Origin of the sequence: Actinomadura rubrobrunea NBRC 15275, assembly GCF_001552235.1 — a bacterium.
Taxonomy (GTDB): Bacteria; Actinomycetota; Actinomycetes; order Streptosporangiales; family Streptosporangiaceae; genus Spirillospora; species Spirillospora viridilutea.
The window spans coordinates 46,169-59,898 of sequence record NZ_BCQU01000015.1 but is presented as its reverse complement, the minus strand read 5'-3'; the positions used below and the strand labels follow the sequence as shown (position 1 = coordinate 59,898).

The 13,730-nt window shown below is 73.6% G+C and carries 15 protein-coding genes; 8 read left to right on the top strand and 7 right to left on the bottom strand.

Translation table 11 applies throughout. The features are described from left to right. Nucleotides 1–174: 174 nt before the first annotated feature. The 4 genes from AR3_RS06870 to AR3_RS06855 all read left to right on the top strand — a co-directional run bounded on the left by AR3_RS06870 (nt 175) and on the right by AR3_RS06855 (nt 3,555). The gene (locus AR3_RS06870) at nt 175–924 is read left to right on the top strand and encodes a helix-turn-helix domain-containing protein (RefSeq protein WP_067910179.1); all 750 of its coding nucleotides are present in this window, start codon (nt 175–177) and stop codon (nt 922–924) included. A 68-nt stretch (nt 925–992) separates the two neighbouring features. Then, nucleotides 993–2,411, top strand: coding sequence for a 30S ribosomal protein S12 methylthiotransferase RimO (rimO, locus tag AR3_RS06865; RefSeq protein ID WP_067910177.1), 1,419 nt, complete (start codon nt 993–995; stop codon nt 2,409–2,411). Next, complete coding sequence (gene pgsA / locus AR3_RS06860) at nt 2,408–3,037, top strand: CDP-diacylglycerol--glycerol-3-phosphate 3-phosphatidyltransferase (RefSeq protein WP_067910175.1); 630 nt, start codon at nt 2,408–2,410, stop codon at nt 3,035–3,037. The genes rimO and pgsA overlap by 4 nt, the downstream gene beginning before the upstream one ends. Then, nucleotides 2,998–3,555: a DUF1990 domain-containing protein gene (locus tag AR3_RS06855; RefSeq protein ID WP_083951016.1), complete on the top strand. Its 558-nt coding sequence runs from the start codon at nt 2,998–3,000 to the stop codon at nt 3,553–3,555. Before pgsA ends, AR3_RS06855 begins: the two co-directional genes overlap by 40 nt. Nucleotides 3,556–3,839: 284 nt before the next feature. Here the strand turns inward: AR3_RS06855 and AR3_RS06850 are convergent, their stop codons facing one another. Further along, nucleotides 3,840–4,286, bottom strand: coding sequence for a hypothetical protein (locus AR3_RS06850; protein WP_067910172.1), 447 nt, complete (start codon nt 4,284–4,286; stop codon nt 3,840–3,842). 264 nt (nt 4,287–4,550) lie between these two features. Between AR3_RS06850 and AR3_RS06845 the strand changes: the two genes are divergently transcribed. The 4 genes from AR3_RS06845 to AR3_RS06830 all read left to right on the top strand — a co-directional run bounded on the left by AR3_RS06845 (nt 4,551) and on the right by AR3_RS06830 (nt 8,343). Further along, nucleotides 4,551–5,843: a CinA family nicotinamide mononucleotide deamidase-related protein gene (locus AR3_RS06845; protein ID WP_067910169.1), complete on the top strand. Its 1,293-nt coding sequence runs from the start codon at nt 4,551–4,553 to the stop codon at nt 5,841–5,843. Nucleotides 5,844–5,960: 117 nt separating this feature from the next. After that, a complete protein-coding gene (locus AR3_RS06840; protein WP_067910166.1) occupies nt 5,961–6,332 on the top strand; it encodes a helix-turn-helix domain-containing protein in 372 nt (123 codons plus the stop codon). Between the two features lie 199 nt (nt 6,333–6,531). After that, nucleotides 6,532–6,999 carry a Dps family protein gene (locus AR3_RS06835; protein WP_067910163.1) on the top strand — a complete coding sequence of 156 codons (468 nt, stop codon included), beginning with the start codon at nt 6,532–6,534 and terminating at the stop codon, nt 6,997–6,999. Nucleotides 7,000–7,476: 477 nt separating this feature from the next. After that, nucleotides 7,477–8,343 (top strand): LLM class flavin-dependent oxidoreductase, encoded by an 867-nt coding sequence (locus tag AR3_RS06830; RefSeq protein ID WP_067910160.1) that lies wholly within the window; start codon nt 7,477–7,479, stop codon nt 8,341–8,343. 10 nt (nt 8,344–8,353) lie between these two features. On the opposite strand, the gene AR3_RS30345 is transcribed toward AR3_RS06830, so the two are convergent. From AR3_RS30345 to AR3_RS06805, 6 genes are all read right to left on the bottom strand, one after another. Further along, a complete protein-coding gene (locus AR3_RS30345; RefSeq protein ID WP_157406630.1) occupies nt 8,354–8,497 on the bottom strand; it encodes a hypothetical protein in 144 nt (47 codons plus the stop codon). A gap of 170 nt (nt 8,498–8,667) precedes the next feature. Further along, a complete protein-coding gene (locus tag AR3_RS06825) occupies nt 8,668–9,471 on the bottom strand; it encodes a DNA-formamidopyrimidine glycosylase family protein (protein WP_067910157.1) in 804 nt (267 codons plus the stop codon). Nucleotides 9,472–9,496: 25 nt separating this feature from the next. Continuing rightward, complete coding sequence (locus tag AR3_RS06820; RefSeq protein WP_067910154.1) at nt 9,497–9,961, bottom strand: RrF2 family transcriptional regulator; 465 nt, start codon at nt 9,959–9,961, stop codon at nt 9,497–9,499. A 178-nt stretch (nt 9,962–10,139) separates the two neighbouring features. Continuing rightward, on the bottom strand, nt 10,140–11,591 hold the full coding sequence (locus AR3_RS06815; protein ID WP_067910260.1) for a glycoside hydrolase family 3 protein: 1,452 nt from the start codon (nt 11,589–11,591) through the stop codon (nt 10,140–10,142). Between the two features lie 314 nt (nt 11,592–11,905). Then, complete coding sequence (locus tag AR3_RS06810; protein ID WP_067910151.1) at nt 11,906–12,742, bottom strand: carbohydrate ABC transporter permease; 837 nt, start codon at nt 12,740–12,742, stop codon at nt 11,906–11,908. Next, complete coding sequence (locus AR3_RS06805; RefSeq protein WP_067910148.1) at nt 12,739–13,725, bottom strand: carbohydrate ABC transporter permease; 987 nt, start codon at nt 13,723–13,725, stop codon at nt 12,739–12,741. Before AR3_RS06805 ends, AR3_RS06810 begins: the two co-directional genes overlap by 4 nt. Between the last annotated feature and the right edge of the window lie 5 nt (nt 13,726–13,730).

Sequence of the window (13,730 nt, the reverse complement as noted above, 5' to 3'; positions counted from 1 at the left end):
GGGGAGCGCCGCGACGACGCCTTCGATTCGGGCGCCCCATCGGCATGGCGGATTGATGCGAAATCTTGCCCAGTTTCGAACGTGTTGCCTGTCGCTCAGCGGGCATTGCGATTTCTAGACTGGTGTCACAGGAGTGTGGACACGGTCCATGGCGCGCTCTGAGGGAGGCCCGGCGTGAGCATTGGTGAGACCTTGGCGAGGGAGCGTCAGAAGGCCGGTCTCACCGTCACGCAAGTGAGTCTGCGAACGCGGATCCGGGAAACCGTGATCCGCGGCATCGAGCGTGACGACTTCAGCGCCTGCGGCGGCAACTTCTACGCCCGCGGGCACATCCGCAGCATCAGCAGGGTGATCGGCATCGATCCCGAACCGCTGGTGCAGGAGTTCGACGCCATGCACGGCGGAGCGCCCGCGCCGATCCCGGCGGCGACCGCGTTCGAACCGGAGAACCCCGTGCCGTTCCGCGAGCGGCGCGCGCCGAACTGGAGCGCGGCGATGGCGCTGGCCCTCGCCCTCGTCGTCATCTACGGCGTGTTCCAGGTGTTCAGCGGCGACTCCGCGCCCCGCACCGCCCGGCAGGTCGCCGGGGCCCCGGAGCAGCCGGTGGCCACGCCGTCCCCGACGCGCACGCAGCGGGCCGAGGACCCGGTGGCGGTCGCGCCGCGCAAGAACGTGCAGCTCGCGGTGCACGCGCACCGCACGACGTGGCTGAGCGTGCAGGGCGACAAGGGACGCAACCTGTTCAGCGGCACGCTGCGCCCGGGCCAGTCGCGCGAGTGGACGGCCAAGAAGAAGATCAGCATCATCATCGGCAACAGCTCCGGGGTGCGGCTGACCGTCAACGGCAAGGACCTCGGCACGCCCGACCAGAACGGCGGCGTGGTGCGGCTCAGCTTCACGCCCGACGATCCCGACGCGGCCTGAGCTTCCGGTGACGGGCCGAGGGCCCCGAGCGGTCTTCGCCGGGCCCTCGGCCCGTTACCGTTAGGGACATGTCGACACGCCGTACGGTCTCCCTCGTCACCCTCGGGTGCGCGCGCAACGAAGTGGACTCCGAAGAGCTCGCCGCCCGCCTGGAGCAGTCGGGGTGGGACCTGACCGACAACGCCGACGACGCCGACGTGGTCGTGGTGAACACCTGCGGCTTCATCGAGGCGGCCAAGAAGGACTCCATCGACACGCTGCTGGCCGCGCACGACTCGGGGGCCAAGGTCGTGGCGGCGGGCTGCATGGCCGAGCGGTACGGCAGGGAGCTGGCCGACGCGCTGCCCGAGGCGGACGCGGTGCTCGGCTTCGACGACTACGCGGCGATCGGCGACCGGCTGGACGACGTGCTCGCCGGGCGCCGGCTCACCCCGCACGCCCCGCGCGACCGCCGCACGCTGCTGCCGATCACGCCCGTGGAGCGGGCGGCGTCCGTCCCGAACGTCGCCGTCCCCGGGCACGGCGCGGTCGCCGAGGCGCCCGAGGGCGTCGGCCCCGCGTCCGGTCCGCGGGTGCTGCGGCGCCGGCTGGACGGCGGACCGGTCGCGCCGCTCAAGCTGGCGTCCGGCTGCGACCGCCGCTGCTCGTTCTGCGCGATCCCCGCCTTCCGCGGCGCGTACGTGTCGCGCCCCCCGGCCGAGGTGCTGGCGGAGGCGCGCTGGCTGGCCGAGCAGGGGGCGCGCGAGCTGGTGCTGGTCAGCGAGAACTCCACCTCCTACGGCAAGGACCTGGGCGACCTGCGCGCCCTGGAGAAGCTGCTGCCGCGGCTCGCCGCGGTCGACGGCGTCGCGCGGGTGCGCGTCAGCTACCTGCAGCCCGCCGAGCTGCGGCCCGGCCTGATCGAGACGATCTGCGGGACGCCGGGCGTGGCGCCGTACTTCGACCTGTCGTTCCAGCACGCCGCCGCTCCGGTGCTGCGCCGCATGCGCCGGTTCGGCGACCGGGAGCGCTTCCTGGAGCTGCTCGACCGGATCCGCGCGCTGGCGCCGGAGGCGGGCGTGCGGTCCAACTTCATCGTCGGGTTCCCCGGGGAGACCGACGACGACCTCGACGAGCTGGTCGCGTTCCTGAACGCGGCGCGGCTGGATGCGATCGGCGTGTTCGGGTACTCCGACGAGGACGGCACCGAGGCCGCGGCCCTGGACGGCAAGCTGCCGCCCGAGGAGGTCGCCGCCCGGGTGGAGGAGGTGTCGGCGTTGGCCGAGGAGCTGACCTCGCAGCGCGCCGAGGACCGCGTCGGGTCGCGGGTCGAGGTGCTGCTGGAAGAGGAGACGCCGGACGGCGCGTTCGAGGGACGCGCCGCGCATCAGGCGCCCGAGGTGGACGGCACGGTCGTCGTCCGCGGAGCCGCGGCCGCCGTCGGCGACGTCGTCGCGGCCACGGTGACCGGCAGCGAGGGCGTGGACCTCCTGGCGGACGTGTCATGATCCCCGGAGCCCCCGACCCGGTGGCGGGCCCGGCGGCGCCGGGCGGCCCGTCCGCTCCCGCCGGCCCCTCCGGCCCCCGCGTCAGCGTCTACAACATCGCCAACGGCCTGACGGTGCTGCGCATCCTCATGGTGCCGGTGTTCGTCTGGCTGCTGCTCCAGGACGGCACGGCCTGGCGGCTGGCGGCGTTCGCCGCGTTCGCGCTGGCCTCCGTCACCGACAAGATCGACGGCGATCTGGCGCGCAGCCGGGGCCTGGTCACCGACTTCGGCAAGATCGCCGATCCGATCGCCGACAAGGCGCTGACCGGAGCCGCGCTGATCGGGCTGTCGGCGCTCGGGGAGCTGTGGTGGTGGGTGACCGCCGTGATCCTCGTCCGGGAGATCGGCGTCACCGTCCTGCGGTTCGTGGTGATCCGGTACGGCGTGATCCCGGCGAGCAAGGGCGGCAAGCTGAAGACGCTGCTGCAGGTCGTCGCGATCGGCCTGTACATCCTGCCCGGTCCGTTCGACCCGGTGCGCTGGGCGGCCATGGGCGCCGCCGTGGCGGTCACGGTGGCGACGGGCGCGGACTACGTCGTCCGGGCATGGCGGCTGCGCCGCGACGCGCGGCCGGCGGCGCCGTGACGCCGCCGGAGCGGGTGTCGGGGCTGACATACGCGGAGGTGGGCGCCACCGCCCGCGGCGCCCTGCCCGGCGGCTACCGGCACCTGCGCCACCGCACCGTGATCGGATCGGGGCGGCACGTGCTGCGCGAGGCGGCGGACGCCGTCCTGGAGTTCTGGATGCACCGCGGGGCGGGCGTGCGCATCGAGGCCTCGGCGCGCCGGGCGGCGCCCGGCGTGTACGTCGAGTCGCGCATGGGCATCGGCCCGCTGAGCCTGTCGGCGCCGTGCCGCGTGGTGTGGGCCGAGGACGGCGAACGCCGCGCGGGCTTCGGCTACGGCACGCTGCCCGGCCATCCCGCGACGGGCGAGGAGTCGTTCGTCGTGGAACTGGACGACATGGACGACGTGTGGTTGGAGGTGACCTCCTTCAGCCGTCCGGCCGGAAGGCTGATGCGCGCCGCGGGCCCGCTCGCGCCGATGTTCCAACGGGTCTACGCCCACCGCCTCGGCACGACCCTGCGCCGCCTGGTCCGCTGAAGCGCAGTCCGCCCCGCGCGTTCGGCCGGCCAGGCCGCAGCACGCGCGGATGCACGATGCGCAGTGTCCGTCCGGCACAGACCCCACGTCCCAGAATGAGCCACGGGCATGCCGATACTGTGCTGCAGAGCTCTAGGAGACAAGCTCAACACCGTCGGCATGTGCCTGGCGGCCTTATCGCCAACCGCCTGTGTCAGCGTGATCCGGAGGCCCCGAGCAGCAGGACGACCGTGAGCTCGCGCGAGGTGAGGCGGCGGCCGAGCGAGCCGAACCGGGCCCGACCTTCAGGACCTGCTCATGATGAGGATGGTCGCCTCGGCGGGGTCGCCCTTCGGCACGCGCACCCGCACGTGTTCCGGCATCGCACCGTGGCGCGGCGCCCCGGCGAGGACGACCGTCCAGTCGCCGTTCGCGTCCTGCTCGGCTTGCTGGACGCGAACGCCGTCCGCCTCGTAGCCGTGCGCGAGGACCGCGGCCTTGGCGGCGTCCACGGCCTCGTCCCGGTCGAGGGACGCATTGCGGTCGTCCCCGCCGGTGCGACGCCGCCACCGGCGGTGCACGCTGCGGAACAACTCGACCACGGCGGCGTCGGCCCGGTTCCCGATGATCCCGCCGAGGGCGGCCACGCCGAGGTACGAGGCGGCGTGCACGGCGATTTCGAGCACCTCGGGCCGCGCGAACGCGGGGGCGCTGCGCTCGGGGTGCGGGAGGGACGGCGGACGCGGCGGCAAAACGGCATCGCACGTGACGCAACGCGGCGGCTCGCCCGTCCAGCGGGTGCCCCCGCACTCGGTGCAGGTCCGGATCGTTGCGGCACGGTCCTCGGACGGGGCGCGCAGCCGGGAGTCGTCAGGGACGTCGCGTCTCATACAGCGCAGCTTCCGACGCCCGGGCCGCCTCGGCAAGCGGATTAGCACTGTCACGGCGGGGTGGCCGTCACCGGCCTGCCGCCCCGGCGCGAGTAGATTCGTGCGTACCGCTGGGAGGAGGGGGCGATGCGGGTCGAGCTGCTCACGGTCGGGGACGAGCTGCTGCTCGGCGACACGGTCAACGGCAACGCCGCGTGGCTGGGACGGCGGCTGGCCGACCACGGCGTCGAGGTGACGCGCAGCGTGGTCGTCGGCGACGATCTGGACGAGATCGTCGAGGCGGTCACCGAGGCGCTCGACCGGGCGGACGCGGTCATCACCACGGGCGGCCTCGGCCCCACCAGCGACGATCTGACCCGCGACGCGCTGGCCAAGGCGGCGGGCGTGGCGGTCGTCCGCCATCCGGACCTGGAACGGCGGCTGCGGGAACGCGCGGCCGCCGCCGGACGCGAGCTGCGGCCGACGGCGCTGCGCATGGCGGACGTCCCCGAAGGCGCCGGGCTGCTGGCCAACTCGGCGGGCAGCGCCCCGGGCCTGCGGGTGGAGCTGCCGGGCGGGACGGTGTACGCGCTGCCCGGCGTCCCGTCCGAAATGCGCACGATCATGGAGGAGGTCGTGCTGCCCGAGCTGGCGGGCGCCCGCGGGCCCGCGCCGACGGCGCGCCGCATCCTGCGCACCGCCGGGCTCTGGGAGTCGGAGCTCGCCGAGGCGCTGGCCCCGGTGGAGGCGCTCGACGGCGTCGCGCTGGCGTACCTGCCCGCGCCGGCCGAGGTGCGGATCCGCGTCGCCGCCGCGCCGGACCGGCTGGACGACGTCGAACGGCGCGTGCGCGCGCTGCTCGGACCGGGCGCGGTCTACGGCGTGGACGACGAGACGCTGGACCGCGTCGTGCACCGCCTGCTGGCCGAGCGGTCGGCGACGGTGGCGGCGGCCGAGTCGCTGACCGGCGGGCTGATCGGCGCCGAGCTGAGCCGGATGCCCGGGGCGTCGGAGACGTTCGTCGGGGGAATGGTGACGTACTCCACGGCGTTGAAGGAGAAGGCGCTCGGCGTCCCGGCCGACCTGCTGGCCCGGCACGGCGCCGTGCATCCGGACGTGGCCGCGGCCATGGCGTCCGGCGTGCGGGAGCGCCTCGGCGCGACGTACGGCGTCGCGGTCACCGGCGTGGCGGGGCCCGATCCGCAGGACGGTCGACCGGTCGGCACCGTATATGCGGGGGTGGCCGGTCCCGAACGGCCGCCCCTGGTCATCGCGCCGCGGCTGCCCGTGCCCGGCGACGGCGCGCGGGCGCGCGAGGCGATCCGCGCGATGACCGTCGTGCACGCTCTTGAGCTGCTGCGACGAGTCCTGCTGGACCTGCCGGCCCAGCCCGGTGCGGATCCCGGCGGCGGCCGCGCTCGCGAAGATCGGGAAGTCTGAGGCTGATTACAGCGTTACGTTCCGAGCGAACACGAAATCCACGGTCTGCCACCCCCGCGTCCAAGCCGGGTACGGTGGAACCGTCAGTTGGTCCACACTGAGGGAGGGAGCGAGACGATGGTCCTGCTTCGCCAGCTGCTCGGTGACGTACTGCGGCAGCTGCGGCTGCGCCAGGGACGCACCCTCCGCGAGGTGTCCGCGGCGGCACGGGTTTCCCTCGGCTATCTCTCCGAGGTCGAGCGGGGACAGAAAGAAGCCTCTTCGGAACTGCTCTCCTCGATCTGCAAGGCCCTGGGGGTCCCGCTGTCGCACGTGCTACGCGAAGTCGCGGACCAACTGGCCTTGGCCGAGCTGCAGCACGAGCCGGTGCTGACGGGCGCACCGCCCGAGCACGAGCGCATCGCCGACGAGCGGATCCCGTCCGAACGCATCCCGGCCACCCCGGAGGAGATCACCGGCGAATTCCGCGCCGACATGGTCGCGGCCTGAGCGCGGACACGGCGGCCCGTCCCGGCCGCCCGCGCGGCCGTCGGCCGCGCCATCGCGCCATGTCCGCCTGCCCCGATGCCCGCGGGTGAGAGCGGGCGGCGTCGTCCGATGTGGGCGGGCTCACGGGTTAATCAGGCAATTATGGGCATCTTGGCTCTGTTGTCGCCGACAAAGGGCAACCACTCGGAAGGAGCCCGACATGGCAACGGTCAAGAGCCCGCTGAACGACGAAGCGCGTAAGATCACGGCGGAGGCGCTGCAGGGCGCCCTGATCGATCTGATCGATCTCTCGCTGTTCGCCAAGCAGGCCCACTGGAACCTCAACGGCCGCAACTTCAAGATCGTCCACGAGCACCTGGACGAGGTCGTGGAGCTGGCCCGCACGTACACCGACGAGGTGGCCGAGCGCGCCATCGCCCTCGGCATCAACCCCGACGGCCGGGTCCGCACCGTCGCCGACCGCACCCGCATCCCCCAGCTGGAGCCCGGGTACGTGGCCGACGACAAGGTGGTCGCCGCGGTGACCGACGTGCTGGCCCAGATGATCGAGCGGTTCCGTGAGCGGGTGCGCGCGACCGACGAGCCGGACCCGGTCACCCAGGACCTGCTCATCCAGGCCACCCGCGAGCTTGAGAAGCAGCACTGGATGTTCCAGGCCCAGGTGTGACGGCGGTGTCCGTGCCGCGACGGGCGCACGAGACCAGCGCGCGACGACGCCCCGGCCCGAGCGGCCGGGGCTGTGCGCTGGCGGGGCGCCTGTCGGCCGGACGGCCGTGAAGGCGCGGCGCCTCGAGGGACGCGCCGCCGAGAACTTCCCCGTGATCCCTCGCCCCTCACTCAGCCGTTTCCGCGTCGAAAAGCGCGCTCAGAAGCGTCTGACGGCACGTCAGCACGAAGTTCGTCGTCGATAGCGCGTCCCAACGCTGCCGAGCACGCCTCCACGATCCTCAGCTCGCTAGTCCTGCATTTCGTTCGGCCGGGTGTGGCGCAGTCGCGGCGCCGACGTCGATGTCGAGGTCGTCCCCGTGGCTGATGCTGTGGAGGTACGGGACGGGTCATGTGCCTCGCGTGAACCGATCGGCCGCATGAGGACAGCGGTGCCCTGGAGGTCGCCACCGCGGCAGCGCCGGGGAATGATGATCGCATGACTGCACTGGGCATGGTGTTCCGGCCGCAGGTGCCGCCGGAGCGGCTCCGAGACGTGGCGGTGGCCGCCGACGAGGCGGGACTCGAACAACTCTGGCTCTGGGAGGACTGCTTCTTCGAAAGCGGGATCGCTTCGGCCGCCGCAGCGTTGGCGTGGACGCGGCGGGTCCGCGTCGGAGTGGGGCTGCTGCCGGTGCCGTTGCGGAACGTCGCACTGGCGACGATGGAGGCCGCGACGCTGTACCGGCTGTTCCCTGGCCGCGTCGCGCTGGCGGTCGGGCACGGCGTGCAGGACTGGATGCAGCAGGTCGGCGCCCGCGCGGAGTCGCCGTTGACGCTGCTGCGCGAGCATCTGACGGCGATGCGGGCGCTGCTGCGCGGCGAACGGGTCACCACCCAGGGCCGGTACGTCCGCCTCGACGACGTCGCGCTCGACTGGCCGCCGCCCACGCCGCCCGCGCTCCTCGCCGGGGCGACGGGTCCGCGCACGCTGCGGCTCACCGGCGAGTGCGCCGACGGCACGGTGCTCACCGCCGACACCGGGCCGGACGCGCTGCGGCGGGCGCGCGAGCTGATCGAGGAGGGACGCAAGGCGGCGGGCCGCGACGGAGACCACGAGATCGTCGTCTACCTGCACGCCGCCACCGGGCCGGACGCGGCCGCGCGGCTGCGGGCCGAGTTCGACCGCGGGACGTGCCCGACGCCGTTCGGGGCGGCGGGCGACGCGGCCGCGATCGCCGAGGCGGTCGTGCGGCTGGCGGAGGCCGGCGCCGACACGGTCGTCCTGCAGCCCACGGCCGACGAGCCCGACCCCGTGGGGTTCGCGCGTTTCACCGCCGAGCAGGTCCGCCCGCTCGTCCCCTGACCTGGGCGGGTCACTCCTCGATGACGCGGACCTGGGCGCGGCCGCGGCAGCCGTCCGGCAGAGACGCGAACGCCGGGTAGCGGTCGTCGCCGGTGTCCAGGCCGCGCAGGCCGCCTCTGGCAGGACTCGGTGACCGGTGCAGCCGCCGCGTCACCGCAGGATCGACGCCGCGGCCGTCAGTTCGGGGTCGGAGTCCATCGGCACGGCACCACTCGATCGGCCGGACGCCCCGACACACAGGCGGCCACCCGTCCGGGGGACAGTGCCCGGCGGGCGCCGACCGCCCGAAGGGCGGTGCGCCGAACGCGGTGCCTCCGATGACGGCTACGGCGTGCCGGATGACGGGGCGGGCTGGCAACGGGGGCACCAGAAGGTGGCCCGCTCGCCCTGGCCGGAGCCCTGGGCAGCGCGTTCGATGCGGGTGCCGCAGCGGCGGCAGGGACGGCCCGCGCGGCCGTACACCCAGTGCTCGTGACCGGGTCGCCGGTCGCCGGTGGTGATGTGGCCGTAGCGGTCCTTGTTGGCGTCCAGCAGCCGGTGCGCCAGCTCCACCAGCCCCGGCAGGTCGGGCACGGCGCCGGTCGGCGTCCACGGGTGGACGCCGCGCAGGAACAGCACCTCGGACTTGTAGACGTTGCCGATCCCGGCGAGGCGGCTCTGATCGAGCAGGGCCTCGCCGATCGCCCGCGCGGGCTGCTCGCGCAGCCGCCGGACGGCCTCGGCGGCCGACTCCGCGCCCCACGCGGCGTCCAGCAGGTCAGGGCCGAGATGCCCGACGGCGCGGTCCTCCTCGGCGGTGCGCAGCAGCTCCACGACGCCGAGGGAGTAGCCGAGCGCCAGCCACTCGGCGTTGCCGAGGACGAGGCGGATGCGGTGGTCGCGCGGCACCGGCCCGGCCCGGCGCACCCGCCACACGCCGTCCATCATCAGGTGCGTGTGCACGGTGACGCCGCCGTCGACCCGCACCAGCAGGTGCTTGCCGCGCGCCACGGCCTCCAGGACCGTGCGGCCCCGCAGGTCGGCGGTCGCCAGCCGGGGCACCCGGAAGTCGCTGCGCGTCAGGGGACGCCCGGCGAGCGCCTCGTGCAGGCGCCGGGCGGTCTGCCAGACGACGTCGCCCTCGGGCATGGTGCGCCGCCCTTGCGGGCGTCCCTCAAATGAGGGACGGGCTCTCCCACGCGGCCGGGTCCTCGGTCAGCTTGCGCACCGGCTCGGGCAGCTCGCCCGACGCGATGTGGGCGAGGGTGACCCGCTCCAGGATGGCGCGCTCACTGGCGCGCAGCGCGATCCACACCTCCTGCAGCGAGCGGGCCGGCCCCTGGTAGCCGACGTGCTCGGGGCGCTCGCCCCGCACGCCGAGCAGCGGCCCGTCGATCGCGCGGATGATGTCGGCCAGGGAGATCTGGTCGGCGGGCCTGGCCAGCCAGTAGCCGCCTTCGGGGCCGCGCTGGCTGCGGACCAGGCCGGACCGGCGCAACTGGCCGAGGATGTTCTCCAGGAACTTGGGCGGGATCTGCTGCGCCTCGGCGAGCTGAACCGCTGTCACCGGGTGACTCCCGGCCACAGCCAGCTCCGCGGCGGCCCGCAGCGCGTAGTCGACCCGGGCGGACAATCGCATGTGAGCATTATCCCTTGCCGATCGGACTGGTTGGGTCATACCCCCGGTCCCGGTGCCCGCGAGCCGCGGAGACCGGGACGCCGAGAACGGTGATCGGGCAGGTCGGCGCCCATGCGCTCGGCTGCGGCACGTCCTCCCGCGCCTCCGCCGCGGCGGTCGCGGGAGGACGTGCCGCCGGTCAGGCGAGGCCGAGGAGCTCGGCGGCGGCCTGGGCGTTGGCGTGGGCGGCGCCGTAGGTGGCCAGGTGGACGGCGCCGTCCGGACGCCACACCGGCAGCCCCATCTCCACCACGACGGTGTCGGGACGCGCGGCCAGCAGCGCCCGGGTCAGGGCGCGCTGGCCCGCGTGGCGGTGCGCGTCGCGCAGCACGATCACCAGCCCCCGGCCGTCGGCGCGTTCGAGCACGGCCGTCGCCTCCTCCGCCGAGCCCTCGGCCTTGACCGCGTCCGGCGCCCAAGGGCCGAGCCCCCACGGCGTCGGGCCGACCGCGATGTTGCCGGTCGCGGCCACCTCCACGACCAGGGGGGCGCCCCCGTTGCCCCGCCAGTCCGGCAGCTCGCCGCCCGACACCCGCACGGCCCGGCGCGCGGCCTCCAGGCCGGTCGCGCGGTCGGCGGTGCCGGGAACCCGCTCGGCCAGCCAGTCCCGCAGCGCGCGGGTGCGCGCCGCCGCGTCCGCCAGCCGCTCCTCGGGCAGCCGCCCGCCGCGCACCGCCTCCACGATCGCCGCCAGCACGGCGCGCAGGCTGTCGTGGTACTCGCGCGACCCCAGGCACAGCAGGTCGGCGCCCGCGATGAGGGCCCGCACGGCCGCCTCGGGGATGCCGATCTCGCCGCTGGCGCCCTCCATGTCGAGCGCGTCGGTCACGATCACCCCGTCGTAGCCGAGCCGGCCCCGCAGCAGCCCGGTGATCGCGTCGGGGGAGAGCGTGGCGGGGATCCCGGCGGTGACCGCCGGGAGGTCCAGGTGCCCGGTCATCACCGCCCGCGTGCCCGCCTCGATCGCCGCGCGGAACGGCACCAGCTCCCGGCGCTCCAGCAGCTCCATGTCGGCGTCCACGATCGGCACGCCCAGGTGGGAGTCCTCGACGGTGGCGCCGTGGCCGGGGAAGTGCTTGGCGCACGCGGCCACACCGCCCTCCTGCGTGCCGGCCACGGCGGCCGCGGCGTGCCGGGCCACCAGCTCGGGATCGGAGCCGAACGAGCGGGTGCCGATGATCGGGTTGTCGGCCGCGGTGTTGACGTCCACCGACGGGGCGAAGTTGAGGTTCACCCCCACCTCGGCCAGCTCGGCGCCCAGCGACCGGTACACCCGGCGGGTCAGCTCCGGGTCGTCGACGGCGCCGAGCGCGGCGTTGCCCGGATACGGGCTGGCCGTCACGTGCCCGGTGAGGCGGGTGACGTCGCCGCCCTCCTCGTCGATGGTCACCAGCGGGTCGCCCGCCTTGCGCAGCTCCGCGGTGAGCGCGGCCAGCTCCTCGGTGCCCGGCACGTTGCCGTTGATGGCGAAGACGGTGACACCGCCCAGGCCCTTCTCCACCTCCTCCATCAGCCAGCGGGGCGGCAGCGCCCCGGGGAAGGCGGACAGCAGCGTGCCTCGCGCCAGCCGTTCGATCTCCGAGTCGCTCATCGACATCCCCCCGCTCGCTTCGTGGCGCTGTCCGGGCGCCGCCTTGCCTTCTCACCTGCTCGCCGGTCGTCGGCCCGGAGAGGGCCGTGCCCTTCCGGCTCGCCCATCTGTGTCTCCCGCTCGCCCGCGGGACGCTGTGGAGGCGTCGTCGTCCCTCCTCGCTCCTTCGTCACTGGTCGGTCCAGGCGGCGCGTCTCTTCGTCTCGCTCAGCCCTGTCTCCCGCTCACCTGGGGGACGCTGTGCAGGCGCCGTCGTCTCTCCTCGCTCCTTCGCCGCTCGTCGGTCCAGACGGCGCCGCGCACCTCCGGCTCGCTCACCCCTTCACCGCCCCGGCGGTCAGGCCCGCCACCATCCGGCGCTGGACCAGCAGGAAGAACGCGATGACCGGCAGGGTCAGCAGCGTGGAGGCGGCCATGATCGGCCCCCAGGCGTTGCCGCTGCGGCCGAAGAAGAACTGCAGCATGATCGGCAACGTGTACTTGTCCTGGTCGTCGAGGAAGGTGAAGGCGAAGATGAACTCGTTCCAGGCGGTGATGAACGAGAAGATGCTCGTCGCCACCAGCCCCGGCGCCACCAGCGGCAGCAGCACGGTGAAGAAGGTGCGGACCGGCCCGGCGCCGTCGATGGCCGCGGCGTCCTCCAGGTCGCGCGGCACCGCGGCGACGAACCCGCGCAGCATCCAGATCGCGAACGGCACCGCGAAGGCGATGTAGACCACCAGCAGCCCGGCCAGGCTGTCGAGCATGTTCAGCCGCTTGAGGTCCAGGAACAGCGGGATGACCAGCGCCTCGATCGGCACCATCTGCACCACCAGCAGCATGATCAGGAAGGTGGTGCGGAAGCGGAACCGGAACCGCGCCACCGCGGTGGCGGCCAGCAGCGCCAGCAGGCTCGACACCAGCACGGTGCCCAGCGCGAGCAGGGCGCTGTTGCGCAGGTACGCCCAGAACGGCACCTCGGCGATGCCGCCGTTCAGCACCAGGTCGAAGTGCTCGAGCGTGGGGTGCGCGGGCAGCGGCTTCGGCGTGGTGCTGAAGATCTCGGTGTTGGGCTTGAACGCCGTCGACACCATCCACAGCACCGGGAACACGGCGATCGCGAAGACCAGCAGCCCCGCGGCGTTCAACGCGATCTTGCGCAGGCCCTTCATTCCGTCTCCCCCTGCCGCACCATGACGCGCACGTACACGGCGGTGACGACCAGCAGGATCGCCGTCAGCACCAGCGCGATCGCCGACCCCATGCCGAGCTTGGGATTGAGCGACCCGAACGCCTCGGAGTAGGCGTACAGGGACAGGTTGAACGCGTCCCGGTTCGCCATCCCCGCCATGATGAAGAGCTGGGTGAACACCTTGAAGTCCCAGATCACGCTCATCACGACCAGCACCATGAAGATCGGCTTGAGCAGCGGGAAGGTGATCTTCCAGAACGCGCGCCACGGGCCCGCGCCGTCCACCCGCGCCGCCTCGTACAGCTCGCCCGGCAGGCTCTTGAGCCCCGCGAGCACCGAGACGGCCACGAACGGGCACGACTGCCACACCACGCACACCGTCAGCACGGTGTAGGTGGGCAGCGGGCTGGCGAACCAGTTGAAGTCGCTCCAGCCGCCGCCGACCAGCGCGTCCGGCAGCAGGTCCAGGAACCAGTTGACCAGTCCGCCGGTGGTGCCGAACAGCCAGGAGAAGATGATCGCTGCGGTGACCGGCGGGGTCGCCCACGCCACCATCACGCCGCCGGCGACGAACCGCGACATGCGCCGGCCGAGCCGGTTGAGCAGCAGGCCCGTCAGCGTGCCGAGCACGAGGGTGGCCGACACCGCCACGATCGCGAACAGCACGGTCTGCCGCAGCGTCTGCCAGAAGAACGGGTCGCCGAGGATCGCCTCGAAGTTCGCGGTGCCGACGTTCTCGGCGGGCTCGCCGCGCAGCTGCCGGTTGCCGACCTTCTGGAACGACATGATCCCGAGCTGGACCACCGGCCAGAACATCAGCACGGCGATGACGACGACGGTCGGCGCGATCAGCAGATAGGGGCCGTGGCGGCGGCCGGTTCGGCGGCGGCGCGGCCGCCGGGCCCGGCCGGAGGGTGCCTTCCGGCCGGGCGCCTTGCGCACCGCCGGGGCGGTGTCGATCATCGCGT